The organism is Streptomyces sp. NPDC058697 (genome assembly GCF_042715345.1).
GTDB classification, from domain to species: domain Bacteria; phylum Actinomycetota; class Actinomycetes; order Streptomycetales; family Streptomycetaceae; genus Streptomyces; species Streptomyces liliifuscus.
Genome location: NZ_JBHXSU010000009.1, coordinates 32155 through 58606, shown reverse-complemented (window position 1 = coordinate 58606; position 26452 = coordinate 32155). Strand labels below are relative to the sequence as shown.

The window sequence follows — 26452 nt, the reverse complement described above, 5'->3', positions numbered from 1 at the left end:
ATGCCCCCGGCCAAGAAGCGCACCCGTACCTACGACCCGGCGAAGACCCGCGCGGCGGTGCTCGCCCAGTTCGGGAACGTGCGGGAGGCGGTGCGCGGCCTGACCCCCGAGCAGTTGGCCGGGCCGACGCGGCTCGGCGACTGGACCGTACGGGAGCTGGCCGGGCATCTCACGATGGCGCTGGAGGCGGTGAGCCGGGGCCTGGACAAGGACGAGCCCGCCGGGCAGCCCAGGCTCGCCCTGCTCGACTGGCCGTTCACCACGGCTCCGCGCGCGGAGGAGGTCGACGACGACGTGCACGCGCTCGCCGCCGCCGAGCCGGACCTCGACGCGTTGTGCGAGCGCACCCTGGCCCGTTTCTCCGAACGCCTCCCGGGCGCCCGGGACGGACGGCTGCTGGTCACACGCGTGGGAGTGATGACCCTCGCCGACTATCTGGTCACCCGCACGGTGGAGCTGGTTGTCCACACCGACGATCTCAACGCGGCCGTCCCGGGGCTCGACGTTCCGTACGACCGCCAGGCCCTCGCCGCCTGCACCCGTCTCCTCGCCGACGCGCTCGCCGCGAAGGCCCCCGGCGCCTCCACCGAGGTGCGCGTACCGCCCTACGCGGTCGTGCAGTGCGTGGAGGGTCCGCGTCACACCCGCGGCACCCCGCCGAACGTCGTCGAGACCGACCCGCTGACGTGGATCCGGCTCGCGACCGGGCGCATGGAGTGGAAGACGGCCGTCGGCGACGCGAAGGTCAGCGCCAGCGGGGAACGTGCAGACCTGGGCGGACTGCTTCCCCTTATGCGCTGACGTCGACGCCCGCCCCGGCGCCGACCCGGCACCGGGGCCACGGGCGGGGCGTTGCGCGGCCGTTATCCAGCGAGGGAACCAAGCACCCCACCCGTCCCGTCAAAGCGGCATGCACACGCAGCGTCTCAACCTCAGCGCCCTCAGCCCGCGGGTCGGCCTCAGTGCCCTGGCCGTCACCGGACTCCTCGCCACCGCCGCCTGCGGAACGGAAAGCGGCAGTGACAAATCCGGTTCCGGTTCTGTCGGCACCAGGCAGGCCACCGGGATCACCGGCAAGCAGTGGAACGTCGAGAGCGTGACGGCCGACGGCAAGACGCGGGACGCCCCGGCCGGCGCCCACATCGAGTTCGGCAAGGACGGCAAGGTGGGCGGCAACTACGGCTGCAACTCCTTCGGGGCCACCGTGGAGATCAAGGGCGACACGATCAAGATCGGCGACGACGCCATCAAGACCAAGAAGGCCTGTACGGCCGAGGGGGCGATGGACTTCGAGTCGCAGCTCGGCGGCGCGATCTCCGGCAGCACCGCCAAGGTCGTGGTCGACGACGACAAGCTGACGCTCACCACCGAGGACGGGTACACCGTGAACCTCACCGCCGACAAGCCGGCCGAGCTCTACGGCACCCAGTGGAACGTCACCGCGATGAAGAAGGGCGCGGCGAAGGGCGAATCGGGCGTGGCCCTGGCCTCCGAGGCCGAGGGCAAGGTCCACCTCACCTTCGACAAGGACGGCACCGTCCGCGGTCAGCTCGGCTGCAACAAGGTGACCGCGAAGGCGACGGTCGGCGACGGCACTATCACTCTGGGCGCGCCGGGCACCACCCGGAAGATGTGCTCCGCCTCACTCATGGACACCGAGAAGACCCTCCTGAAGCTCTTCGGCGGCACCGTGAAATACCAGCTGAAGGGCAGCACGCTCACGCTGACCAGCGAAAACGGCCCGGGCGTCGAAGCGGTCGCCGCGAAGTGATCCATTAGGGCCGCTGGATCCCCAATTCGGACCAGTGGTCGATCTCGCCTACACTCGGTGGCGTGCCACGTGGTGACGGTCGACTCAGTCATGATCTGCTCCCCGGCGAGAAAGGACCCCAGGACGCTTGCGGCGTCTTCGGAGTCTGGGCTCCCGGTGAAGAGGTCGCCAAGCTCACTTACTTCGGGCTCTACGCCCTCCAGCATCGAGGCCAGGAATCCGCGGGAATCGCGGTCAGCAACGGCTCCCAGATCCTTGTCTTCAAGGACATGGGGCTCGTGTCCCAGGTCTTCGACGAGGCGTCTCTCGGTTCGCTCCTCGGTCATATCGCGGTCGGTCACGCCCGCTACTCGACCACCGGCGCGTCCACCTGGGAGAACGCCCAGCCCACCTTCCGTGCCACCGCGCACGGCTCCATCGCGCTCGGCCACAACGGCAACCTGGTCAACACGGCCGAGCTCGCCGAGATGGTCGCCGACCTGCCCAAGCAGGAGGGCCGCACCCCGCGTGTGGCGGCGACCAACGACACGGACCTGCTCACGGCGCTGCTGGCCGCCCAGGTCGACGACGACGGCAAGCCGCTGACCATCGAAGAGGCCTCCGGGAAGGTCCTTCCGCAGATCAAGGGCGCCTTCTCGCTCGTCTTCATGGACGAGCACACGCTGTACGCGGCCCGTGACCCACAGGGCATCCGCCCACTGGTCCTCGGCCGCCTGGAGCGCGGCTGGGTCGTCGCCTCCGAGTCCGCCGCCCTCGACATCTGCGGCGCCGCCTACGTCCGTGAGATCGAGCCGGGCGAGTTCGTCGCCATCGACGAGAACGGCCTGCGGACGTCCCGATTCGCGGAAGCGAAGCCCAAGGGCTGTGTCTTCGAGTACGTGTATCTGGCCCGTCCGGACACGGACATCGCCGGCCGGAACGTGTATCTCTCCCGTGTCGAGATGGGCCGCCGCCTCGCCAAGGAAGCCCCCGCGGAGGCCGATCTGGTCATAGCGACTCCGGAGTCGGGCACGCCCGCCGCGATCGGTTACGCGGAGGCGTCCGGCATCCCGTTCGGTGCCGGTCTGGTGAAGAACGCGTATGTGGGCCGTACCTTCATCCAGCCTTCACAGACCATCCGCCAGCTGGGCATCCGTCTGAAGCTGAATCCGCTCAAGGAAGTCATCAAGGGCAAGCGCCTGGTCGTCGTCGACGACTCGATCGTGCGGGGCAACACCCAGCGCGCGCTGGTCCGGATGCTCCGCGAGGCGGGCGCGGCGGAGGTCCACATCCGGATCTCCTCGCCTCCCGTGAAGTGGCCCTGCTTCTTCGGCATCGACTTCGCGACCCGCGCCGAGCTGATCGCCAACGGCATGACGATCGAGGAGATCGGCACCTCGCTGGGCGCCGACTCCCTCTCGTACATCTCCATCGACGGCATGATCGAGGCCACGACCATCGACAAGCCGAACCTCTGCCGTGCCTGCTTCGACGGCGAGTACCCGATGGCGCTCCCGGACCCCGAACTGCTCGGCAAGCAGCTCCTGGAGACCGAGCTGGCCGCCGGGCCCGCCGCCACGGCCGCGGCCGACGCGATCCGTCGCCCGTAGACGGCCCGTAATACCTGCTCACCTGCAGTACGACACGAAAGTTCTCACCGTCATGTCTGAGACAACTGGTGCCAGCTACGCAGCTGCGGGCGTCGACATCGAAGCGGGCGACCGCGCCGTCGAACTCATGAAGGAGTGGGTGAAGAAGACGCAGCGCCCCGAGGTCCTCGGCGGCCTCGGCGGCTTCGCCGGCCTCTTCGACGCCTCCGCCCTCAAGCGGTACGAGCGCCCGCTGCTCGCCTCCGCCACGGACGGCGTGGGCACGAAGGTGGACCTCGCCCGTCAGCTCGGCGTGTACGACACCATCGGCCACGACCTGGTCGCGATGGTCATGGACGACATCGTGGTGTGCGGCGCCGAGCCGCTCTTCATGACCGACTACATCTGCGTCGGCAAGGTCCACCCGGAGCGCGTGGCGGCCATCGTGAAGGGCATCGCCGAGGGCTGTGTCCTCGCCGGCTGCGCCCTCGTGGGCGGCGAGACGGCCGAGCACCCCGGGCTCCTCGGCCCGGACGACTTCGACGTCGCGGGCGCCGGTACGGGCGTCGTGGAGGCCGACCGGCTGCTCGGCGCGGATCGTATCCGTACGGGTGACGCGGTGATCGCCATGGCGGCCTCAGGCCTTCACTCGAACGGGTACTCACTCGTCCGGCACGTCCTCTTCGACCGCGCCAAGCTGAAGCTCGACCAGCATGTCGCGGAGTTCGGCCGCACGCTCGGCGAGGAGCTCCTGGAGCCCACCAAGATCTACTCGCTGGACTGTCTGGCGCTGACCCGCACGACCGACGTACACGCCTTCTCGCACGTCACCGGCGGCGGTCTCGCGGCCAACCTGGCCCGGGTGATCCCGGACGGCCTCCACGCGATCGTCGACCGCGCCACCTGGACCCCGGCCCCGGTCTTCGACCTCGTCGGCACCACCGGCCAGGTCGACCGCCTGGAACTGGAAAAGACCCTCAACATGGGCGTCGGCATGATCGCGATCGTCCCCGAGGACTCCACGGATGTGGCCCTCGCCACACTGTCCGACCGAGGCGTCGAGGCGTGGGTGGCAGGCGAGATCACGGACCGAGGCACCCACGAGACGGGCGCGGCCCTGATCAACGACTACGCGCCCCGCTAGGGGCGGGCCCCGTAAGGGGCGCGGGGAACTGCGCGACCAGCCCAAACGGACCCGCAGATCACAACGCGCCCTGGTTACCCCGCAACCAAGCGGAGCGCCACGCGCAAAACCCGGTCCGGCGACAACTGACCCGGACCGGGTAAAACGCAGCTAGAAAGACAAGCTCAGCTGGAGCGTCAAGCGCCGCGGCGTTGAGACGTGGGACCGGACTCGTCGTCCTCGTCCTCGTCGTCGTTGTAGAGATCCGCGTACTGGGCGTACGGGTCGTCTTCCTCGTCGTCGTCCTCGAACGGCTCGCCATTCGGCGGCTGTTGCGAAGTCGAAGCGCCCAGCTCATTGGCCAGACGCGAGAGGTCAGTCCCGCCGCTGCTGTACTTCAGCTGGCGGGCGACCTTCGTCTGCTTGGCCTTTGCCCGGCCGCGCCCCATGGCTCGACCCCCTCGGATACGGGGCTCGACGGCCCCAGAGTCTTGACACGCGTTCATGATCTGGAACGGGCTCTCCGTGGAGAGACCGGTCCGTAGGGCTTCCACGGTACCTGAGCCCACGCCCATACGGTACGTCGCCCGCAGGACGCGCCTGAGCCCAGAACCCTCGGGGTGCCCTGTCCCCGCTGGTCAACCGCGATTTTAACCTCTTCTTGGCGAACGACCCGCCGACGAACGTGAGAGTTCTCTCCAACACCCGCCGACGGGTACCCGCCAGACGCCCCGGACAGGTCCCCGGGACCTCAGGGACGGCGCGCCTCCGCCATGCGGTGTTCGGCGATCCGGTCGGCTGCGGCGGCCGGCGGAATCCCGTCCTCCTTCGCACGTGCGAATATGGCCAGCGTGGTGTCGAAGATCTTCGAGGCCTTCGCCCTGCACCGCTCGAAGTCGAAGCCGTGGAGCTCGTCGGCGACCTGGATGACACCGCCGGCGTTCACCACGTAGTCCGGCGCGTAGAGGATCCCGCGGTCGGCGAGGTCCTTCTCGACGCCGGCGTGCTCCAGCTGGTTGTTGGCCGCGCCGCAGACGATCTTCGCGGTGAGCACCGGCACGGAGTCGTCGTTCAGGGCGCCGCCCAGCGCGCAGGGGGCGTAGATGTCCAGTCCGTCGACCCGGATCAGCGCGTCCGTGTCCGCGACGGCCGTCACGCCGCCGGACGGGTGTCTGTCCAGAATTCGCCGTACGGAGTCCTGCCTGACGTCCGTGATCACGACCTCGGCGCCGTCCTCCAGCAGATGCTCCACGAGGTGGTGCCCTACCTTGCCCACGCCCGCGATGCCGACCCTGCGGCCGCGCAGCGAGGGGTCGCCCCAAAGGTGCTGTGCGGAGGCCCGCATGCCCTGGAAGACGCCGAAGGCCGTCAGGACGGACGAGTCGCCCGCGCCGCCGTTCTCGGGGGAGCGTCCGGTGGTCCAGCGGCACTCGCGCGCCACGACGTCCATGTCGGCCACGTACGTACCGACGTCACACGCGGTGACGTACCGGCCGCCGAGCGAGGCCACGAAACGGCCGTAGGCGAGGAGCAGCTCCTCAGTCTTGATCTGTTCGGGATCCCCGATGATCACGGCCTTGCCGCCGCCGTGGTCGAGCCCGGCCATGGCGTTCTTGTACGACATCCCGCGGGAGAGGTTCAGCGCGTCGACGACGGCTTCCGCCTCGCTCGCGTACGGGTAGAAGCGCGTGCCGCCGAGGGCGGGGCCCAGGGCGGTCGAGTGGATGGCGATGACGGCCTTGAGGCCGCTGGCTCGGTCCTGGCAGAGCACGACTTGCTCATGGCCGCCCTGATCCGAGTGGAACAGGGTGTGCAGTACATCAGCAGGCGCGCCGGTTACGTCGGTCACGGTGGTGACTCCCAGTGAAGAAGCGGCGGTTGGGGCGGCCTCCGTACGGGTGGCGGAGGTCTGTGTGGCATGAGATTAGAGCCTGGACACGACCGTCATCCGCGCAGTGGTCAGGATCACCCTCTCCCGGAGTACGGTCACGATGGGGCGTGGGACGATTTGCAGTGTTTTCCCGCACTCCTGTGAGCGGGTTTCACGGGTTTTCCGTCGGGTCGGCGGGGGAGGGAGCAAGCGTGCCCAAGGTGTCCTCGTTGATCGTCCCGTACGCGTCCTATCTGCGCGTGTACGAACCGCTCGCGGCCTTCCCGGAGCCGGAGCGCGGCCACTGGGCCCGCTATGCGCGCCGGCCCGACCGCCCCTCCTATCAGGACGAACTGCGCCGGTCGCTGGCCGACTTGCTGCCCACCCCGCCGATCCCCGTGCCGGTGCACGAGAGCGGCGACGCGTTCGTCGCGGACGTGGACGGCGTGCTGTGCGTGTGCCCCTGGCGGACCCGGCTGCGCGGCTGGCAGGCCCTGGGAGACCTGGCCGAGGAGCTGCCGGCGCCGGTCCTGGAGGCAGTGCTCCCGGCGGTCGTACGCCATCAGGCGACCCAGGACTACGAGCGCTGGCTGAGCCGCAACCCCGACGCCCGGCCCTGGATCCGCACGTCGACCTGGCAGGTCCCGCTGAACTGGTTCGTGCTGGTGTCGGACGAGGAGCGCGAGTACGACAAGGGGGCCGGCTCGACCGGCTCCGGGGATGGCCCGGGGGCGGCGGAGGACCCGCCCGTCCTGCGCTACCGGACGCCGATGGTGCAGGCCCGGCGGCGGGTGGCGCGGGGCCTGCGGACGCTGCGGGACGCCCTCGACGAGGGGCCGCTCATCGACGGCCTGGTGGACGTGGGGCGCTGGCTGGAGGAGTTCCACCCGCGCTCGCTGGTGGAGCTCGACTACGGCGGGCTGGTGCACGTCCTGCCCGCCGGGGAGCTCGACGTCGACCATTCGGCGGCCGACGTCGCCGAGGGCATCGAGGCGCTGCGTACGGGGGACGGGCCCGGCGCCGGCGAGGCGTACGGCCGGCTCGTGGAGCGGTGGCGCTCGGTACGGGACCGTCGCTCGGCGAACTGAGGCGCCTTTCGGTGGCCCTGAAGCGGAGAGTCCGCATACTGGAGGTCCGCATACCGGGGTCGGAGGTTCGCCCGCCGGGGCGGGAGATGCCCTGTGGGACTGATGGTCCCTGTGCGTCACGGGTTCTGACAGGACGTAAGTCCCTATCCGGGTCGTACGGGGTAAGCGTGACGGACGGCACTAACGCGGACCTTGCGTCTAACGCCCCTCCTCATGCCAAAATAGGACAAGGAGTCCGGGGAGGGCTCCTTCTGCCCACGTATGGGTGGAATCTCCGCATTGCACGCTATGGGGGGTCTGTTGACTCCTGATCGCCCTGTGACTGATCGTCACAGCGGCGTGACTGTCCGCTATGGCATGGTCCATTGGCTTCCGTCGCCGATGGACACCTGGGAGGGCAATTCCATCGGTTTGGCCGACGCGGTTGGACAGATGGTGTAGTTGTAGTGCCGAGGACAAGCCGTTCGTCCTATAACCGACTCGACCCGCATCCGCCATTTCGGGCAACGCGGGTCAAGGTGCAGAATTTAGAGGAATGAACCGAGAAGGTTCGGTTCTCCCGAGGAGGCCGCTCATGACCGCTCGCACCCCTGATGCCGAGCCGCTGCTGACCCCCGCTGAGGTTGCCACGATGTTCCGCGTGGACCCGAAGACGGTGACGCGGTGGGCGAAGGCCGGCAAGCTCACTTCGATCCGCACGCTCGGCGGCCATCGCCGTTACCGCGAGGCCGAGGTTCGTGCCCTGCTCGCGGGCATCCCGCAGCAGCGCAGCGAAGTCTGAACAACAACTCCATAGCAGGGCATTTCGGCAGGTCCCCTAACTTGTCGGACTGCCCGAACCCAAGCTCCAAGCGACGCGGATCCTGCCCCAACGGGGTCCACGCCCGAGCGAGAACCACAAGCAACAAGGGTGCGTCGTAGATCGCGCTGGACTCCGCCGGGTCCAGTGCGATCTTTTTTGTGCGCCGATGGTCCGTCGGCGGTGTTCGGTCATGTGCTGGTCATGGCGTACGCACAGGGTGCGGGGCCGGTCTGTGAGCGGCCTTGTCGCAGTCTGGGGAGACCTGTCGGATCAGCTGTGCGTGACCCCGGGGCGGGGTGCAATTGCACATATTAAATTGACCAGTTGTAGGTGGGGGGTAAGTTCCGCGGGTTTGAAAACTTATGCGGTGACACCCGTCACATGCCATGGTCCTTGTTGTGGATGGCGTTTCTGCGCTAAAGGGGGCCGTGCGCATCTGGCGTCGCCCGAGGGGCAGTTGGGGTGCGGTCGGCTGCGGGGCGCGTCGTGCGGTCCGCTCACGCCGGGGAGGGTGTCTCGTCCTCGTAGGGGGTCTCGGGGCTCTCCTGGTCGTAGGGAGCGCTCTCGGAGGCCAGCCGGAGGAGTCTGTGGCAGATCGGGCAGTGCCGTGTCAGGTGGCGGTAGCCGGAGGCGGCCGACAGGTGGGCGCGGAGCAGGGCTCGCGTCTCATGTCGAGCGGTCGCCGCCATGGTCACCTCCGGTGGGGTGTGCGGTGGGGTGTCTTGGGCCCTGGTTTCTAGGTACTGGGGGAATGTGACGGCGTCAAGCCCGCGGTGTGCTGTGCGGGGCTTGTGGGGTTCGGGTGGTGGGGTGTGGTGTGCGGGTGCCGGTCCGTGGGGGCTTGTCGCGCAGTTCCCCGCGCCCCTGAGGGGCGCCCTTGACGCCGTGGGAATGACAGTGGGCCCGCATCCGGTTTAGGATGCGGGCCCACTCATCTGATGCGGTCCTGACGGGATTTGAACCCGCGGCCTCCACCTTGACAGGGTGGCGAGCACTCCAAACTGCTCCACAGGACCTGGTTTCGCAGTGCGGATCTTGCGTTGCGCTGCGAGACAGGACTCTACAGGAGGGTGAGCCCCCTGGGCGAACTCACCCACTGTGCAGGCGCCGTTACGGGACAGCGGCGTCGATCGCCTTCACGATGCGCTTGTCGGAGACGGGATACGCCGTGCCCAGCGCGTGGGCGAAGTAGCTGACCCGGAGCTCCTCGATCATCCAGCGGATGTCCAGGACCGACGAGGGCACGGGACGCCCCTGCGGCATCTGCTCCAGGAGCCAGGCGTACTCGTCCTGCATCTCGTGGACCTTCTCCATGCGGCTGGTGTCCCGCTGGACGTTGGTAGGCATCTGCTGGAGCCGGCGGTCCGCGGCCACCAGATAGCGCATCAGGTCCGGCAGCCGCCGCAGACCCGTCTCCGTCACGAAGCCGGGCTTCACGAGGGCGTCCAGCTGCTTCCGTACGTCCGTGAGGTTCGCGAGCAGCACCGCGCTCCGTACGCCCTTCAGGCGGCGCTCACAGGCCTGCCAGGCGGCCAGGACCTGCTGCACCTGGTCGACCGTACGGACCGTCGTGTCGACGATCTCCGCGCGCACCTTCTCGTACAGCTTGCGGTACGACTCCTCGTCCCAGGCGGGGCCGCCGAAGTCGGCGATCAGCTTGTCGGCGGCGGCTGTCGCGCAGTCGTCGAAGAGGGCCTGGACCGAGCCGTGCGGGTTCGCGGACAGGGCCAGCTTGTGGGCGTTCGTGAGCTTGTCCGAGGCGAACTTCGCCGGGTTCACCGGGATGTTGCGCACGATGAGCCGCCGCGTGCCCTTCCACATGGCCTGCTGCTGCTCGGCCTCGGTGTCGAAGAGGCGTACGGACACGGTGTCGCCGTCGTCGACCAGGGCCGGGAACGCCTTCACCGGCTGGCCGGCCCGGCGCGTCTCGAAGACACGGGTGAGGGAGCCGATGGTCCAGTCCGTGAGGCCCGTCCGTTCGATGGCCCCGCCGCCCTCGCGCTCGGCCGTCGCCGCGGCGGCCTGCGAGATCGCCTGGCGCGCCTTCGGCTTCAGGCGCAGCTTCAGGGTCTCCAGGTCCTTGTCCTCGGCCAGCTTGCGCCGCCGCTCGTCGACGATCCGGAAGGTGATCTTCAGGTGGTCGGGGACCCGGGACCAGTCGAAGTCGTCGGCCGTGAGGGGTACGCCGACCATGCGCTTCAGCTCGCGCGACATCGTCGTCGTCAGCGGCTCCTGCAGGGGCACCGCCCGGTCCAGGAAGCGCTGGGCGAAGTTCGGGGCGGGGACGTAGTTGCGGCGGATCGGCTTCGGGAGGGAGCGGATCAGCTCCGTCACGACCTCCTCGCGCAGGCCCGGGATCTGCCAGTCGAAGCCCTCGTCCGTGACCTGGTTCAGCACTTGGAGCGGGACGTGGACGGTGACGCCGTCCGCGTCCGCACCTGGCTCGAATTGATAGGTCACCCGGAACTTCAGCGGGCCCTGGCGCCAGGTGTCCGGGTAGTCGTCCTTGCTGACGTCTCCGGCCCGTTCGTTGATGAGCATCGACCGCTCGAAGTCGAGCAGTTCGGGCTCCTCATGGCGTTTGTGCTTCCACCAGGAGTCGAAGTGCGCCCCCGACACGACGTGCTCGGGCACCCGCTGGTCGTAGAAGTCGAACAGCGTCTCGTCGTCCACGAGGATGTCGCGGCGCCGGGCGCGGTGCTCCAACTCCTCGACCTCGGTGAGGAGTTTGCGGTTGTCCGCGAAGAACTTGTGATGCGTACGCCAGTCGCCCTCGACCAGTGCGTTGCGAATGAAAAGCTCGCGGCTGGCCTCCTGGTCGATCCGCCCGTAGTTGACCTTCCGCTGGGCGATGATCGGCACGCCGTACAGCGTGACCTTCTCGTACGCCATCACCGCGGCCTGGTCCTTCTCCCAGTGCGGTTCGCTGTACGTGCGCTTCAGCAGGTGTTCCGCTAGCGGCTCGACCCACTCGGGCTCGATCCTCGCGTTGACCCGGGCCCAGAGGCGGGACGTCTCGACGAGCTCGGCGGACATCACGAACCGCGGGGGCTTCTTGAAGAGCGCCGAGCCGGGGAAGATCGCGAACTTGGCGTTCCGCGCGCCCACGTACTCGTTCTTCGCCCCCTCCTTCACGTCCTTCATGCCGATGTGGGACAGCAGGCCGGCGAGCAGGGAGAGATGGACCTGCTGCTCGGGGGCGTCGTCCTCGTTGAGATGGATGCCCATCTGCTTGGCGACGGTCCGCAGCTGGGTGTAGATGTCCTGCCACTCGCGGATCCGCAGGAAGTTCAGGTACTCCTGCTTGCACATCCGGCGGAAGGACGAGGAGCCGCGCTCCTTCTGCTGCTCGCGCACGTACCGCCAGAGGTTGAGGTACGCCAGGAAGTCCGACGTCTCGTCCTTGAAGCGGGCGTGCTGCTGGTCGGCCTGCGTCTGCTTGTCGGCCGGGCGCTCGCGCGGGTCCTGGATGGAGAGCGCGGCGGCGATCACCATGACCTCGCGCACACAGCCGTTCTTGTCGGCCTCCAGGACCATCCGGGCCAGCCGCGGGTCCACGGGCAGCTGGGCGAGCTTGCGGCCCCGGTCCGTGAGCCGCTTGCGGGCGTCCTTCTGGGAGGGGTCCAACGCGCCCAGTTCTTCGAGGAGTTGGACGCCGTCGCGGATGTTGCGGTGGTCCGGCGGGTCGATGAACGGGAATTTCTCGATGTCCCCGAGTCCGGCCGCGGTCATCTGGAGGATGACGGACGCCAGGTTCGTACGGAGGATCTCGGCGTCGGTGAACTCCGGGCGGGCGAGGAAGTCGTCCTCGGAGTAGAGGCGGACGCAGATGCCGTCGGACGTACGGCCGCAGCGGCCCTTGCGCTGGTTGGCGCTGGCCTGCGAGACCGGCTCGATCGGGAGGCGCTGGACCTTTGTGCGGTGGCTGTATCTGGAGATGCGGGCGGTGCCCGGGTCGATCACGTACTTGATGCCCGGGACCGTGAGGGAGGTCTCGGCGACGTTGGTCGCCAGAACGATCCTGCGGCCGGTGTGCTGCTGGAAGACCCTGTGCTGCTCGGCGTGCGAGAGGCGCGCGTACAGGGGAAGTACCTCGGTGAAGCGGTAGTTCCTCTTCGTGATCGCGTCCGCGGTGTCGCGGATCTCCCGCTCACCGGAGAGGAAGACGAGGATGTCTCCCTTGCCCTCGCCCTGGAGCTCCTCGACGGCGTCGCAGATCGCGGTGATCTGGTCGCGGTCGGAGTCCTCGCCCTCCTCTTCGAGGAGGGGCCGATAGCGGACCTCGACCGGATACGTACGGCCGCTGACCTCGACGATCGGGGCGTCCCCGAAGTGCCGGGAGAAGCGCTCGGGGTCGATGGTCGCGGAAGTGATGACGACCTTGAGGTCGGGGCGCCTGGGCAGCAGCTGGGCGAGATAGCCCAGCAGGAAGTCGATGTTGAGGGACCGCTCGTGGGCCTCGTCGATGATGATCGTGTCGTACGCGTACAGCTCGCGGTCCGTCTGGATCTCGGCGAGCAGGATGCCGTCCGTCATCAGCTTGACGAAGGTGCCGTCCGGGTTCACCTGGTCGGTGAAGCGCACCTTCCAGCCGACGGCCTCGCCGAGCGGGACGTCGAGCTCGTCCGCCACGCGTTCGGCGACGGTCCGGGCGGCGATACGGCGGGGCTGCGTGTGCCCGATCATGCCGCGGACGCCACGGCCGAGCTCCATGCAGATCTTGGGGATCTGGGTGGTCTTACCGGAACCGGTCTCGCCGGCGACGATGACGACCTGGTGATCGCGGATGGCCGCCGCGATGTCGTCCTTCTTCTGGCTGACCGGGAGCTGCTCGGGGTAGGTGATGGCGGGCACGCGCGAGGCGCGCTCGGCCATCCGGGCCTCGCCCTTGGCGACCTCCGCCTCGATCTCGGCGAGGACGGCGGCCCGGGCCTCGGGCTTACGGATCTTGCGCGCGCCTTCGAGCCTGCGCCCGAGCCGGTGCGCGTCGCGCAGGGACAGCTCGGTCAGGCGGGGGGCGAGGGCGCCGAAGGCGGGGGCAGGAGTCGTTGACATACGCCCTCCAGGATCTCACCTCGGGGAAACGAGGGGCGAACGCTTTTGTGCGGCATGCTTTTGCGCGACGTACAACCGCGACATACAACAAGGCCCCGATCCGGGGATCGGGGCCTTTGCTGTGGCTGGGGCCGGGGTCGAACCGGCGACCTACCGCTTTTCAGGCGGTCGCTCGTACCAACTGAGCTACCCAGCCGAGAGATTCACGAGGAATCTCAGCGGTCCTGACGGGATTTGAACCCGCGGCCTCCACCTTGACAGGGTGGCGAGCACTCCAAACTGCTCCACAGGACCAAGCTGTTGTGTGCGAACAGTGTCGCACACGCTGTTGCGTGTCCCCAACGTGATTCCGTCTGCCGCCGACGCCGGGAAGGTGATTCCTGGTGAGGGAGGAGGTGCTGGTCAGCTGGGGTGACGTCGCTGAAGCAGCGTATCAGAGGATGAGCGGTGGGCCGAAAACGTGCTGAGTGCGGGGCAGGTGACCCGGTGGAGGGCGCGGCTCGGGACGGAGAGGCGTGACGGTTATGCGTACGGCCCGGTCGTGATGCCGATTTTCGCGGCGGCGTTCCGGGCGGTCCGCCGGGCCTCGTGACGGCTTTCGCCGGTGGCGAGGACGCAGCACAGGCGGTCGGTGTTCGAGCCGGTGATGGTGACCGTGTCGCCGGTGGTGACGGAGCAGACGACGTCGTGGACTCCGGGCGAGGTGCGGGCGGCGTCGATTCCCTCGACGGCGGTGACGCGGCCGTCGGCCGGGATCGTGAGGTGGGCGAGACAGGCCGCGCCGTCGGCCCGTGGGGGCGGCAGCGGGAGGCCGAGGTAGCCGCGGAGCACCTGTTCCGCGCAGGAGGCGCCGGTGGCGAGGTCGATGGCCCGGTGGATTCCGGCGCCGACGAGACGGGTGTTGATCTCGACGAGGACCGGGCCGGTGCCGGTCAGTACGGCCTCGAAGTGGAAGGGGCCGTTGCGGTAGCCGAGCGCCTTGCAGACGGCGGCCGCGTAGTCGTCCAGGTCGGGGTGGAGGGGCTCCGCCGAGAAGGCGACGCTTGTCTCTATGTAGTGGGGAGGCGGGCTGAGGGTGCGGTCGGTGTGACCCCATATCTCCAGGCGGCCGTCGACGGCCATGCCCTCGGCGCTGACCAGCGGACCCTGCAGTTCCTGTTCGCAGATCAGCCGGCCGGCCGGGGTCACCGCGTCTCCGTAGCCGGTGCGGCGGCGGTGGGCGGCGACCGCCTGCCGGAGTTCCGTGAGGGTGGCGGCTCGTACGGTGTCGAGGCTGGAGAAGCCGTCCACGGGTTTGACGACGGTCGGTGCCGGCAGGGGCATGGCCGCGAGGTCGTGGTGCGGGGCGATGACCGACCAGCGGGCGTTGTTCAGGCCGTGGTCGTCCAGCCGGGCACGTACGGCGGCCTTGTCGTTCCAGCCGTTCCTCGGCCAGTCGGGGTTGGCCGTGTCTAGGCGGAGCCGGGTGGCGGCTTGTTGGGCGATGCCGGCGAACGGGTCGGCCCAGCTGATCAGCGCGTCGAGGCGCTGCCCCGCCACGGCGTCGGCGACGCTGTCCGCGCTGGTGGTGTCGCAGGCGATCCAGGTGTCGACGAGTTCACCGACGGCCGGTTCCAGCCGGTGGCGGCGGGCGGTGACGACGACGGTCTCGCAGTGGAGCGCGCGGGCGGCGCGCAGTCCGGCGACGCCGTTGGCGCCCGGGGTCGGCCGGACGCCGGGCGGCAGGAGTTCGACGAACCCGATACGTCCGCCGGAGTGCGGGTCGGGGGCAGCCATCACGGTGTCTCCTCGCTGGTGGGCAGCCGGCGCATGTGACGGATCTCCTTGCGCAGCAGGAACGGCAGTCCGCAGACGGTGACCAGGCCCGCGACGGCCAGGGCGGCGGCGAGCCCGGTGCCCTCGCCCCACACGCCGGAGGCCCAGCCGGCGAGGAGGCCGCCGGTCACCGCTCCCACCGGGATGGTGCACAGGTTGATCGTGCGGGCGGTGGCGTGCACCCGGCCCAGGAGGTGGGGCGGGGTGATCAGCTGGCGCAGGGTGATGACGGTGATGTTCCAGACCGGCAGCCACAGCGCGGAGACGAAGGCGATGGCGATGACCACCGCGCTCGATCCGGTGGCCAGGGCCAGCGGGGCCCCGGCCCAGACGATCCCCTCGGTCGCGGTGGCGAGCAGGACCGGGCCGGCTCCCAGCCGGTGGACGAGCCGACGGCTGACGACGGCGCCGAGCACGGCGGCCAGCGCCCCGGCGGTCAGGACGGCGGCGGCCAGTGCCGGGGACAGGTCCATGGCGCGATAGAGGAACAGCAGCAGGATGGTGTCGACCATGGCCATGCTGAAGTTGCGCAGCGCGGCGGCGGCCGAGAGCCAGCGCAGGACGGGCGTACGCCACATGTACCGCGCGCCGTCCAGGATCTGCTTCCGCCAGGGGGCGCCGGTCGGGTCCGGTACGGCGGACTCGGGGCTGCGGATGGTGAGCAGGCCGGCCGCGGAGGCGAGGAAGCTGAGCGCGTTGGCCGCGACGGCGAGCGCGGGACCCAGCAGCTGGGTGACCGCGCCGGCGATGGCGGGGCCGCCCGCGCGGGCCACGCTGCTGGACATTTCGAGGCGTGCGTTGCCCAGCGGCAGGAAGTCGCGGCTGACCAGGCGGGGCAGGTGTGTCTGGTAGCCGACGTCGAACACGACGGTGCACACGCTCGCGAGCGCCGCTGCGGCATAGAGGTGCCACAGCCCGAGCGCGTCCGTCAGCGCCAGCACCGCGATGGACAGGAAGAGGACCAGCCGCAGCAGATCCGCGCCGATCATGAAGGGGCGGCACCGGACGTGATCCATGAAGGCGCCCACGAACAGGCCGAGCGCGGGAAAGGCGATCGTCGCCATAGCGTGCAGCACGCCGACCTGGGGCCCGGTGGCGTCCAGCACCAGAATGGCCAGGCTGGGCAGGGCGAACAGGGACACCTGGTCGCCGACGAGGCTGATGCTCTGCCCCGTCCACATCCGGCGGAAGTCCCGGCGGCCCGCGTCCCCCGCGGTGACGTCCGTGCCGACGGCGGCCGACCTCACCGCTCTCCCCGGCCGGACTCGTCGTGCAAGGCCGAGGCGCACATCCCGAACGGGCCTTCCATGCCGGTGACGATCACCTTGGCCACCGGTACCCCGGCATCGGGGCGGGTCAGGTCGACCGCGGTCACGGTGTGCCGGGGGTCGGCGGTGACGGCTCGCAGTACGGCACGGAGATCGTCCGCCCAGGTGCCGGTGGCGAGCGTCGGCCGGTCCCGGAGGTCCAGGTCGGCGGGCTCGGCGGCCAGTTCGTCCCAGACGGCGTCGATCAGCTCAGGTGCGCGGACCCGCTCGACCTCTTCGCGGCTGAGGTCGTCCCGGCTGCCGGCGATGTAGGTCAGCCGCTTCTGGAGCGCTTCCACCACCGCCCCGGCGAAGGCCGCCGCGGGAGAGGGACGGCAGCTGAAGCCGTCGTGCACTCCCGCGTCCAGGTCTCCGTCGAGGCCCGGCGGGGCCAGTACGACACAGCCGTAGCAGGGCACCCCGGTGTGCGAGGTCACGTCCCAGGCCGCGAGGTGGAGACCCGCCGCCCGGATCATCCCGATCAGCCGCCGGCAGTCCGGGTCCTCCACCGTGTCCAGCCGTATCCGGTACGAGTCCGAGGAGGCACGCCAGCGGGATTCGGCGTCCCGCTCGACGACCTCGCACAGGCCGTGCAGCATCGCCTGCTCCAGGCTGTTCCCGGAGGCGAGGCCGTTGGAGTTCCTGGCGAGTCCGGGCTCGCCGAGCCGGTCGGCGACGAAGTCCATCGAGACGGAGTGGACCGGGACCCAGGTGGGTGCCCGGGTGGAGAGGTCGGCTCCCTTTACCCAGGAGCGTGGTTCGTGCGGGTCGACCACCGTGCCGACGGCCCGGGGCAGTTCGGTCACGTCCAGGGCCCGCTCGCCGTCGGCGGTGAGTTCGGCGGGTGTGGCGGTCCGGGTGGGCAGCTGGAGGTGCTCCGCGTGCCAGGTCTCGATGCTCTCCATCAGGGCGCCGACCTTGGCCGCGGCGGGGGTGAGGCCCTTTCCGATGCTCGTCACCAGCGAACGGGCCGTGGGCCGGAGCGCGAGACAAACCGGCAGACCGACGCGGTCGAGGCCGGTCACATCGGCCAGCCGGGTTATCCCGATTCGCTTTCCCACGGGGCCGAAACGCCGCAATGTCACTTCGGGCGGTATTCCGGAAACAGATCGGCCGCTCCGCCCGTACGGGGGATCGGCCCTGCGGAAATCTGTCAACGCCTAACAGGTGCCGTTGGCCGCGCCTGCGCTGGACACCGAAGACTTCACGGCATTGGCGGCGCCGGCGGAGCTCACCCGATTTTTCACGGAGTTCGCCGCACCCGCGCTGTGCACGGAGGTCCTGACGGAATTGGCGGCTCCGGCACTGGCCACCTGCTGCCGCACTACCTTCGACATGTGCCCTCCTTTAGCTGGATGACAGTCAACGATTCAAACGCTAGCCATGATCACTACAGGCGTCAACGTGGCCTCACCATCCAGTCAATTCACGCCTTCCGCCGCGCGCAGCACGAGGAAGCTGTGGGTCTCCTCAAAGGTGAAGTCCTCGGCCGTTTCAGGCTGCTTCAGATCTCCGTCGGCAATGCGCCACAGTGTCTCGATGGCGTCGGCGCGTTTCAGATCGGTGTCGGTCTCCCGCAGGAACCGGCGCAGCCGCGCGGCCTCGTCCTCGGAGCGGGTGAGTCTCGCCAGGTCCGCCACCACACGGGCCCAGTGCCGGTCCGCGTAGAACAACCCCTTGGCGTGCCCGACCAGTTGCCGCTCCAGCGCGGCGGGGACGACCCCTGCCCGGCGGGCCAGCTCCAGTCCGTGACGGATGTTGACCAGGGGCTCCGACGCGCAGCGGTAGCCGGATTCCTCGTCCCCGTGCAGCACGGCGACCTCGTCGTCGCTCTCGTACGTTCCGTCGCGGTATGCCTCGAAGATCCGACCGCTTCCGGCCATTCCGTAGGGCCATAGCTCGGCCGCGCGAAGTGCTCCCATACTGGAGCAGCCGGCCACGCCGATATCCAGCGACAGTGCGTACATGATTTCCTTGTGCCACACCGACGGAACGCCGTGGAAGTATCCGTCGATCAGCACCAGGTTCTCGTATCCGTCCCGTACGGCCCTGAGTACGTCCCCGACCGAAACAGGGGGCAGGAAATCGGCCATCGGCAGTATCTTTTCGGCCTCCGCCAATGGCAGGGTCGGCCCCAGGAACACACACGTCCTCATTGCGACACCCCTAGTGGTATTCGGCCGGAAAGAAAAACGGAAAGAAAAGGCGAGGGACGTGCCGGGGCGGTCGGGGTAGCATCGCTCGCCGAATACCCGAACGTCCCGAACGTTTCGAAACGGGGGTAGCGGTGGGTGAATCCGTATGGCTGCTCGACCGGGTGCAGAGCGACTGGGAAGTCGACACGCTCTGTGCGGCACTGGCCGACCGGGGCATCGACTCGGAGCGGGTGGACTGGGGCGAGATCCTGCCCCACGGCTCCCCGCCCGGATTCGCGGGGCCGCAGGGACTCCGCGAGGCGCCCGCACTCGCCGTCGTGACCGCCCGCGTCCTCACCCGGCACACCGAGGGTGATGTGGCGCTGCTCTACGACTGGCTGGCCATGCTGGAGGAGAGCGGCACCCGGCTGGTCAACCCGGTCGCCTCGCTCCGGGTCTGCCAGAACAAGATCCGGCAGGCGGCGACCCTCGCCGCGGCCGGGGTGCCGGTCCCCGAGACCCGCGCCGTGCGCAGCGCCGCGGACGTCGAGCGGTGCCTCCTGGACTGGGACGACATCATCGTCAAACCGATCACCGGACACGCCTCGGTGGATGTGATCCGGCTCGTTCCCGGCCGCGGAGGGCAGCCCGGCAGTCTCCTCGGGCTCCGCGAGGACATCGTGATCTGGCACTGGCTGAAGCGCCATCACGTGCTCTGCGCCCAGAAGTTCGTCGAGAATCCGGGGCGCGACCTGCGCGCGGTCGTCATCGGCGACCAGGTCGCCTCCTGCCACTTCCACATCAGCACCGCACCCGACGGAAGTGTGCGCAGCCTGCTCCACCCGCTGCGCTGGGCACCCGCCCCGCTCACCGGTGAACTGGCGGAGCTGCTGGTCACGAGTGTCCGCGCGCTCGGGCTCGACCTGGCGACCATCGACGTCGTCGAGGGCCCCGACGGTCCGGTCGTCATCGAGGTCAACCCCACCGTCAGCCGCTGGGAGCCCGTCGAGGGAACGGAGTTGGACCTCACCCCGGGCGGTATCACCGCGGCCCAGGCCGAGCTGATCACCGGCCTGCTCCGGCACCCTGCGGTGTGAGCCCGCCGGGCAGCCGCGCCCACGGCGAGCCGTCCGGGACGCCGGCGACCGGTTCGAGCTGGGAGAACCAGGTGGCCCGCGGATCGAAGCGGGCCAGGAACGGCCGCCCCACCCAGGACGGCCGGCGCGCCTGCAGATACCTCAGGACGAACACCTCGTCCTCGCCGAGGTTCAGCACTCCGTCCACACAGACCTTGCCCTCGTCCGCGGACATCACGGGCCCCCGGGCAGTACGGCCGAGCCCCGAGACCCGCGCGGAGGAGTCCCGGTGGATCTCCCAGGCCCGGACGAGCGGTACGGCGAAGTAGTCCTGCGGTCCCGTGTCCCGCTCGACGAACATGTAGTACGGCACCATGCCGAGCCGTACCGCCGAGGACCACAGCTCCGTCCACAGCCCGGCCTCGTCGTTGACCCCGCGGATGACCGGGGCCTGCACCCGGACGGTCGCGCCCGTCTCCCGCACCCGGCGGACCGCCTCCAGGGCGACGCCGGTCGACAGCTCCCGGGGGTGCGAGTAGTGCGCCATGACCACCAGATGCCGGCCGGCCGCCACGATCCGCCGGAACAGCGCGAGCAGTTCCTCGGAGTCCGGGTCGGTGAGGAAGCGATGCGGCCAGTAGCTCAGCGACTTGGTGCCGAGACGGATCGTCGACACGTGCTCCAGGCCGCCGTCGAGCAGGGGTTCGACACAGCGGGCCAGCAGCCCCGCGGACATCACCAGGGGATCGCCGCCGGTCACCAGCACATCGGTGACCTCGGTGTGCTCGCGCAGATACCCCACCAGCGGCTCCACGTCACCGGCGAACTTCAGGTCCGTGTCCCCCACGAACTGCGCCCACCGGAAGCAGTACGTGCAGTAGGCGTGACACGTCTGCCCCCGGCGCGGAAAGAACAGCACGGTCTCGCGGTACTTGTGCTGGATCCCCGGGATCCCCCGCTCGTCCCGCTCCCCCTGCTCCCCGGTCCGTCCTTCGGCCCTCGGCACGTTCCGTTCCCGCTGGCCCGCGGGGTGGGGGTTCAGCCGGCTCCGTATGCCGCGCACCGCCTCGCCGAGCCGGGCCCGCGAGGCGCCCGTGTCCAGGAGGTCGGCCACCTCGATCCGGTCGTCGAGGGGCAGCATGTCCGGCTGCGGAAAGGTCAGCCGGAAGATCGGGTCGTCGGGGACGGCCGACCAGTCGATGAGATGGTCGACGACGTACGAGTTCGTGCGGAACGGGAGCACTTCGGCGACGGCCTGTGCCTCGCGCCGGTACTGCTCGGTCAGCGAAGACCGGCGTAACAGCGCCGCGAGCTCCTTGCGTCCGTACGGCCGGAAGACGTCGGCCGGTGCCCCCTGGACCGCCAAGCCGGGCCCTCCTCATCGCACGCCGGCGCCTCTTGCGCAGCTCTGCTCGCTCTCTTCTAGCAAACGCCGCACGTCGCAACCAGTACGCCTCGGAGCGGAGGGTCGGTTCCCGGACACGTCACGGACCGAAGCCGGGGAAAAAGAAATCGCAGGCCAGAGAAGACTCTGACCTGCGACCCATACAAGTAGCTGGTGCCCCCAACGGGATTCGAACCCGTGCTACCGCCTTGAAAGGGCGGCGTCCTAGGCCGCTAGACGATGAGGGCTATCGGCCCGCCTGGGCGCCTTGCAGCGCGTCGGGGACGTGAGAAGCATATGGGATGTCGGGAGGGATCGCCAAAACGGTTTACGGGGTGGGTGCGGAAGGGGTCGGGGTGGCCGGGGTGGTGACGGCGCCCGGCTGGTTCTCCTTGGGGAGGTGACGGCTGACCTCGGCCGTGGTGAGGCCCAGGCCGCCGAGTTTGATCTCGTCCCAGGCCTGGAGACGGCGGGTGTCGCGGTCGAGGTAGAGGATCGACGTCTCGATCGGGGCGGGATCCTCGCCCTCCAGCGCGCGCAGCCCGCCGCCGCCCGTGGAGCCCTCGATGCGCAGCCGGGTGCCGTACTTCATGATCTCCATCTCCTGGTGGTGGAGGTGGCCGGCCAGGACCAGGGGCACATCGCCGTCCGTCTGGCGCGCTGCCGTCGGGTTGTGCGCGATGGCGATGTCGACCGGGGTGCCGGCCGCCTTCTGGTCGCGCAGGGAGGAGGCGAGGCGGGCGCCCGCGAGCACCTCCGACTGGTCGCCACCCAGCTTGGCCGTGCGGTCGGGGGTGAACTGCGGGTCGCCGACGCCCGCGAAGCGCAGGCCCGCCACCGAGACGGCCCGGCCGTTGTCGAGCACGTGCACGTTCTTCATGCGCTCCAGATAGCTCTGGGTGACCCGGCCGTCGTGGTTGCCGCGCACCCAGACGTACGGGGCGCCGAGGTCGGCCGCCGGGTCCAGGAAGCCGTTCTCCGCCGCCGTGCCGTGGTCCATGGTGTCGCCGGAGTCGACGATCACATCGATCTTGTACTGCTTCACCAGCGAGGCGATGATCTTCCAGCTCGCCGGGTTGAGATGGATGTCGGAGACGTGCAGGACGCGGATGGTGGAGGGGTCGGGCGCGTAGGCGGGGAGCGTGGACGTGACGTCGTACAGCTTCGTCACGTTCGTCACCAGGCGGGCCAACTCCTTCTGGTAGACGTCGAATTCGCTGACGATGCTGCGGGCGTTGCCGACGACCGAGGGGGCGGAGGAGAGCAGGCCCGAGAACTTCGGCTCCAGGACCGAGTTGGGGTTCCAAGTCGCGAAGGCCGTCGCTCCCGAGGCCGTCAGCAGGGTCAGGGCGAGGCCGCCCGCAGCCAGGGCCCGGCGTGGGCGGCGGTAGACCGCGAGGCCGAGGGCGGTCGCCCCGGAGACGACCGCGACGACGGACCGTACGGCCAGGTCGAGGGTGCCGTCGCCGACGTCCTGGGCGACCTCGTCCTGGAGGCCGGAGAGGCGTTCGGGGTGGTCGACGAGGGCCTGGGAGCGGACGGGGTCGAGCTGGTCGACGTCCACGTCCAGGCGGAGCGGGGCCGTGTGGCTGCGCAGTTCCAGGGCGCCGAGCGGCGAGACGTTGATCTTCGTGCCGCCCGTGAGGGAGGGGCGCAGGGTCATCGTGGTGTCCATGGGGCCCACCGGCGCCCGGACGTTCCCGACGACCAGCAGGCCCAGCCACGCGCCGAACAGCACGACGGTGACGAGGCCCAGGGCGCGGGCCCACGGGCGCGGTTGGCGGACGAGTTCGACGACGGGGGCTACGGGGTGTGTGCGGCGGCGTGCGCGGAAGCGGCGTACGAGGGCGCGGGGAGCCCTTCGTACACGGTGCAGAGCGGTGGCGGCAGCGGGGACGCGGGCCATTGGTCCCGTATGCCCAGAGGTGGGGGCGGATATGCGGCGCGGCTCCCGCTGCCGGGCGTGCCCCGGGGTGTGTTCCCGTACGCCGCGTCCCATGGCGTCCGCGCGTCGGTGCCGGACAATGGCCCTGTGCTGGAGATGACGCGCGAGGAGTTCGAGGAACAGGTCGCCGAGGCGCTGGACCGGATTCCGCCGGAACTGACGCGGCTGATGGACAACGTGGCGGTGTTCGTCGAGGACGAGCCGCCCGCCGACGACCCCGAGCTGCTCGGGCTCTACGAGGGGACTCCGCTGACCGACCGCGGCGAGTGGTACGCCGGGGTGCTGCCCGACCGGATCACCATCTACCGGGGGCCCACGCTGCGGATGTGCGCGACGCGCGAGGAGGTCGTGGCCGAGACCGAGGTGACCGTGGTCCACGAGATCGCCCACCACTTCGGCATCGACGACGCACGGCTGCACGCGCTCGGGTACGGGTGACGGCGGGCTAGCGCATGCCCTGGGGCGCGGGTGACGGCGGGCGGGCGCGTGCTCTCGGGCGCGGGTGACGGCGGGCGGGCGCGTGGCGTGGGCCGTGGGTGACGGCGGGCGGGCTCATGGTCTCGGGTGCGGGTAACCACGGGCGAGCGCGCGCTCTCGGGTAGGGGCGGGCGCGCGCTCTCGGGTGTGGGTGACATATCTCTCGTGGTGTGCGGGCGGTTCTCCCGTGTCTCTCCGGCGTTCGCGTGTCTTCTTGTGGGCGGCGGGAGTTGGGCAGGGGGACTCCTCACACCGCCCGGAGGTGGCTGCCCGTGCGCGCCAAGTACGTACCCGTCCGTCTGGCCGCCGCCGCCCTGGCCGTCGCCGCGTCCGCCGGCTGCATGAGCGTCGGTGACGACGGGGGCGACCACGCGAAGCCCTCGCACTCGGCCGGGCAGCGGGGCGGTGAGGCGCCCGACGGCGGGTCCGCGGTGAGCGGCGGGGGCCCCGGCCACCGCGGGGCGGGTGACGGAAAACACGGTCGGGCCAAGCCCCACGAGTCGGCGTCCGGGTCGGCGTCGCCGTCCGCGGGGGAGAGCGGAACGGCCGCTCCGCCCAAGCCGGGCAAGGACGGTAAGGACGGGAACAAGCCCAAGCCGGGGGCCCCTTCACCGACGAAGGCCCAGCCCACGCCGACGCGACCGGACCCCGAGCCGACGCCCACCAAGGAGGAGCCGCCGCCTCCGTCGCCGGACCCGACCACCGCCGAGCCGTCGTCCTCGGCGCACCCGGAGCCCGAGCCGCAGCTCGTGGAGCGGCGGGAACCGGCACCCCAGGCCGGTGTCGAGGCCTGAACGGGCCTGGTCACAACTGGCCTGGCCGCGACGGGCCTGGTCGCAGGGGGTGCGCCCGGGTTCGGCGGGAGGGCCCGCAGGCCGTGTGACCAGAGCCTCTCGGAGCCGGTTTGCCTTACCGGGTGGGGGGTGCGTATGGTGGTAGATCGTTTGATCCCATTGCCCGGCGCCAGTTAGAGCGCGCCGTGTGGCGCGTACTCTCCCTTGCCGTGGCTGACCGCATTGAGGCGGTCGTTTGCGAAATCACGGAGTTGACGGGCGCGTGCCGTACGAGACTCCGGAAGGTTTCGCATTCGCATGTCCATTTCCAGTACTGATCACGTCGTCGTGCCCGAGAACGAGAACATCGGGGACGCCGCCGACGAGACTGCCGCGCCCGCGGCTCCCGAGGTTCCCGAGGTCACCTTCAGCGACCTGGGTCTCCCCGAGGGCGTCGTGCGCAAGCTCGCTCAGAACGGCGTGACCTCCCCCTTCCCGATCCAGGCCGCGACCATCCCGGACGCCCTGGCCGGCAAGGACATCCTCGGCCGCGGCCGCACCGGCTCCGGCAAGACCCTCTCCTTCGGTCTGCCGATGCTCACGCAGCTCTCCGGCGGCCACACCGAGAAGAAGAAGCCCCGCGGCATCATCCTCACGCCGACGCGTGAGCTCGCGATGCAGGTCGCGGACGCCCTCCAGCCGTACGGCGACGTGCTCGGCCTGAAGATGAAGGTCGTCTGCGGCGGTACGTCGATGGGCAACCAGATCTACGCCCTGGAGCGCGGTGTCGACGTCCTCGTCGCCACCCCGGGCCGGCTGCGCGACATCATCAACCGCGGCGCCTGCTCCCTGGAGAACGTCCAGGTCGCGGTCCTCGACGAGGCCGACCAGATGTCCGACCTGGGCTTCCTGCCCGAGGTCACCGAGCTGCTCGACCAGATCCCCGGCGGCGGCCAGCGCATGCTGTTCTCGGCCACGATGGAGAACGAGATCTCCACGCTGGTCAAGCGCTACCTGACCAACCCGGTCACGCACGAGGTCGACAGCGCCCAGGGCAACGTCACGACGATGTCCCACCACATCCTCATCGTGAAGCCCAAGGACAAGGCGCCGGTCACGGCCGCGATCGCCTCCCGCAAGGGCCGCACGATCATCTTCGTCCGCACCCAGCTGGGCGCCGACCGCATCGCCGAGCAGCTCTGCGACTCCGGTGTGAAGGCCGACGCGCTGCACGGCGGCATGACCCAGGGCGCTCGTACCCGCGTCCTCGAGGACTTCAAGAAGGGTTACGTCAACGCGCTCGTCGCGACCGACGTGGCCGCCCGCGGTATCCACGTCGACGGCATCGACCTGGTCCTGAACGTGGACCCGGCCGGCGACCACAAGGACTACCTGCACCGCTCCGGCCGTACGGCCCGCGCCGGCCGCTCCGGCACGGTCGTCTCGCTCTCCCTGCCGCACCAGCGCCGCCAGATCTTCCGGCTGATGGAGGACGCGGGCGTCGACGCCTCGCGCCACATCATCCAGGGCGGTACGAGCTTCGACCCGGAGGTCGCCGACATCACCGGTGCCCGGTCGATGACCGAGGTCCAGGCCGAGTCCGCGGGCAACGCGGCGCAGCAGGCCGAGCGCGAGGTCTCCGACCTCACCAAGCAGCTGGAGCGCGCGCAGCGTCGTGCCGTCGAGCTGCGCGAGGAGTCGGACCGGCTGATCGCCCGGGCCGCGCGTGAGCGTGGCGAGGACCCGGAGGCCGCGCTCGCCGAGGCCGCCGCCGTGGTCGAGGCCGCTGCCGCGGCCGTCGCCGAGCAGGCGGTGGCCGAGGAGGCCGCCGCCGCTGCCGCCCGCGAGGAGCAGCCGCGTCAGCGTCGTGACGAGCGCGGCAACTACGAGCGCCGTGACCGTCGTGACGACCGCCCCTCGGGTGGCTTCAACCGCGACCGCGGTGGCGACCGGGGTGGCGACCGTGGCGGTTTCCGCCGCGACGACCGTCCGTCCGGTGGCTTCAACCGTGACCGTCGTGACGACCGCGGTGGTGACCGTGGCGGCGACCGTGGTGGTTTCCGTCGTGACGACCGTCCGTCGGGCGGTTTCAACCGTGACCGTCGTGACGACCGTCCCGCCGGTGGCGACCGCGGCGGCTTCCGCCGTGACGACCGTCCGTCGGGTGGCTTCAACCGTGACCGTCGTGACGACCGCGGTGGTGACCGTGGCGGCGACCGTGGTGGTTTCCGTCGTGACGACCGTCCGTCGGGCGGTTTCATAC

The 26452-nt window shown here is 69.9% G+C and carries 21 protein-coding genes and 4 tRNA genes; 10 read left to right on the top strand and 15 right to left on the bottom strand.

Annotation, left to right across the window (positions count from 1 at the left end):
• The 4 genes from ACFWXQ_RS22285 (at position 1) to purM (ending at position 4483) form a co-directional block, all read left to right on the top strand.
• The gene (locus ACFWXQ_RS22285) at positions 1 to 801 is read left to right on the top strand and encodes a sterol carrier family protein (RefSeq protein WP_383937680.1); all 801 of its coding nucleotides are present in this window, start codon (positions 1 to 3) and stop codon (positions 799 to 801) included.
• A gap of 109 nt (positions 802 to 910) precedes the next feature.
• Entirely contained in the window at positions 911 to 1771 is an 861-nt protein-coding gene (locus tag ACFWXQ_RS22280) for an META domain-containing protein (protein WP_383937682.1), read from the top strand.
• Between the two features lie 62 nt (positions 1772 to 1833).
• The gene (gene purF / locus ACFWXQ_RS22275) at positions 1834 to 3360 is read left to right on the top strand and encodes an amidophosphoribosyltransferase (protein ID WP_383396684.1); all 1527 of its coding nucleotides are present in this window, start codon (positions 1834 to 1836) and stop codon (positions 3358 to 3360) included.
• A 52-nt stretch (positions 3361 to 3412) separates the two neighbouring features.
• Complete coding sequence (gene purM / locus ACFWXQ_RS22270; RefSeq protein WP_383937684.1) at positions 3413 to 4483, top strand: phosphoribosylformylglycinamidine cyclo-ligase; 1071 nt, start codon at positions 3413 to 3415, stop codon at positions 4481 to 4483.
• Between the two features lie 176 nt (positions 4484 to 4659).
• On the opposite strand, the gene ACFWXQ_RS22265 is transcribed toward purM, so the two are convergent.
• Positions 4660 to 4911 carry a DUF3073 domain-containing protein gene (locus tag ACFWXQ_RS22265; RefSeq protein WP_055613827.1) on the bottom strand — a complete coding sequence of 84 codons (252 nt, stop codon included), beginning with the start codon at positions 4909 to 4911 and terminating at the stop codon, positions 4660 to 4662.
• A gap of 302 nt (positions 4912 to 5213) precedes the next feature.
• On the bottom strand, positions 5214 to 6311 hold the full coding sequence (locus ACFWXQ_RS22260) for a Leu/Phe/Val dehydrogenase (protein WP_383937686.1): 1098 nt from the start codon (positions 6309 to 6311) through the stop codon (positions 5214 to 5216).
• Positions 6312 to 6544: 233 nt separating this feature from the next.
• Here ACFWXQ_RS22260 and ACFWXQ_RS22255 point away from each other — a divergent pair, with 233 nt between their 5' ends.
• Together ACFWXQ_RS22255 and bldC are read left to right on the top strand one after the other, a co-directional pair.
• Positions 6545 to 7420, top strand: coding sequence for a hypothetical protein (locus ACFWXQ_RS22255; RefSeq protein ID WP_383937688.1), 876 nt, complete (start codon positions 6545 to 6547; stop codon positions 7418 to 7420).
• 574 nt (positions 7421 to 7994) lie between these two features.
• A complete protein-coding gene (gene bldC / locus ACFWXQ_RS22250; protein ID WP_027749187.1) occupies positions 7995 to 8201 on the top strand; it encodes a developmental transcriptional regulator BldC in 207 nt (68 codons plus the stop codon).
• 518 nt (positions 8202 to 8719) lie between these two features.
• Here bldC and ACFWXQ_RS22245 read toward each other — a convergent pair.
• From ACFWXQ_RS22245 to ACFWXQ_RS22200, 10 genes are all read right to left on the bottom strand, one after another.
• Positions 8720 to 8911 (bottom strand): DUF6274 family protein, encoded by a 192-nt coding sequence (locus tag ACFWXQ_RS22245; RefSeq protein ID WP_200396847.1) that lies wholly within the window; start codon positions 8909 to 8911, stop codon positions 8720 to 8722.
• A gap of 252 nt (positions 8912 to 9163) precedes the next feature.
• A tRNA-Asp gene (locus ACFWXQ_RS22240) sits at positions 9164 to 9238 on the bottom strand.
• 94 nt (positions 9239 to 9332) lie between these two features.
• Positions 9333 to 13277, bottom strand: a complete 3945-nt coding sequence (hrpA, locus tag ACFWXQ_RS22235) for an ATP-dependent RNA helicase HrpA (RefSeq protein ID WP_383937690.1) — start codon at positions 13275 to 13277, stop codon at positions 9333 to 9335.
• Between the two features lie 122 nt (positions 13278 to 13399).
• Positions 13400 to 13473, bottom strand: a tRNA-Phe gene (locus ACFWXQ_RS22230).
• 23 nt (positions 13474 to 13496) lie between these two features.
• Positions 13497 to 13571 (bottom strand) — tRNA-Asp (locus ACFWXQ_RS22225).
• A gap of 228 nt (positions 13572 to 13799) precedes the next feature.
• The gene (locus tag ACFWXQ_RS22220; protein ID WP_383937692.1) at positions 13800 to 15053 is read right to left on the bottom strand and encodes an ATP-grasp domain-containing protein; all 1254 of its coding nucleotides are present in this window, start codon (positions 15051 to 15053) and stop codon (positions 13800 to 13802) included.
• The gene (locus ACFWXQ_RS22215) at positions 15053 to 16339 is read right to left on the bottom strand and encodes an MFS transporter (RefSeq protein WP_383937694.1); all 1287 of its coding nucleotides are present in this window, start codon (positions 16337 to 16339) and stop codon (positions 15053 to 15055) included. The genes ACFWXQ_RS22220 and ACFWXQ_RS22215 overlap by 1 nt, the downstream gene beginning before the upstream one ends.
• The gene (locus ACFWXQ_RS22210) at positions 16336 to 17484 is read right to left on the bottom strand and encodes a YcaO-like family protein (protein WP_383937695.1); all 1149 of its coding nucleotides are present in this window, start codon (positions 17482 to 17484) and stop codon (positions 16336 to 16338) included. Before ACFWXQ_RS22210 ends, ACFWXQ_RS22215 begins: the two co-directional genes overlap by 4 nt.
• Before the next feature lie 75 nt (positions 17485 to 17559).
• On the bottom strand, positions 17560 to 17736 hold the full coding sequence (locus tag ACFWXQ_RS22205; protein ID WP_383937697.1) for a hypothetical protein: 177 nt from the start codon (positions 17734 to 17736) through the stop codon (positions 17560 to 17562).
• A gap of 84 nt (positions 17737 to 17820) precedes the next feature.
• Positions 17821 to 18492: a TfuA-like protein gene (locus ACFWXQ_RS22200; protein ID WP_383937699.1), complete on the bottom strand. Its 672-nt coding sequence runs from the start codon at positions 18490 to 18492 to the stop codon at positions 17821 to 17823.
• 194 nt (positions 18493 to 18686) lie between these two features.
• On the opposite strand from ACFWXQ_RS22200, the gene ACFWXQ_RS22195 reads away from it, so the two are divergent.
• A complete protein-coding gene (locus ACFWXQ_RS22195; RefSeq protein ID WP_383937700.1) occupies positions 18687 to 19631 on the top strand; it encodes a RimK family alpha-L-glutamate ligase in 945 nt (314 codons plus the stop codon).
• Here the strand turns inward: ACFWXQ_RS22195 and ACFWXQ_RS22190 are convergent.
• The 3 genes from ACFWXQ_RS22190 to ACFWXQ_RS22180 form a co-directional block, all read right to left on the bottom strand.
• Complete coding sequence (locus tag ACFWXQ_RS22190) at positions 19600 to 20976, bottom strand: KamA family radical SAM protein (RefSeq protein WP_383937702.1); 1377 nt, start codon at positions 20974 to 20976, stop codon at positions 19600 to 19602. The genes ACFWXQ_RS22195 and ACFWXQ_RS22190 overlap by 32 nt on opposite strands.
• 190 nt (positions 20977 to 21166) lie before the next feature.
• Positions 21167 to 21242: transfer RNA gene (locus ACFWXQ_RS22185), tRNA-Glu, on the bottom strand.
• An 80-nt stretch (positions 21243 to 21322) separates the two neighbouring features.
• Positions 21323 to 22900 (bottom strand): metallophosphoesterase, encoded by a 1578-nt coding sequence (locus tag ACFWXQ_RS22180; protein ID WP_383937704.1) that lies wholly within the window; start codon positions 22898 to 22900, stop codon positions 21323 to 21325.
• Positions 22901 to 23026: 126 nt separating this feature from the next.
• Between ACFWXQ_RS22180 and ACFWXQ_RS22175 the strand changes: the two genes are divergently transcribed.
• From ACFWXQ_RS22175 to ACFWXQ_RS22165, 3 genes are all read left to right on the top strand, one after another.
• The gene (locus ACFWXQ_RS22175) at positions 23027 to 23377 is read left to right on the top strand and encodes a metallopeptidase family protein (protein WP_055613650.1); all 351 of its coding nucleotides are present in this window, start codon (positions 23027 to 23029) and stop codon (positions 23375 to 23377) included.
• A gap of 311 nt (positions 23378 to 23688) precedes the next feature.
• The gene (locus ACFWXQ_RS22170; RefSeq protein WP_383937706.1) at positions 23689 to 24210 is read left to right on the top strand and encodes a hypothetical protein; all 522 of its coding nucleotides are present in this window, start codon (positions 23689 to 23691) and stop codon (positions 24208 to 24210) included.
• 297 nt (positions 24211 to 24507) lie between these two features.
• Positions 24508 to 26452: DEAD/DEAH box helicase (locus ACFWXQ_RS22165; RefSeq protein WP_386268934.1), on the top strand; the 1945-nt coding region annotated here is incomplete at its 3' end.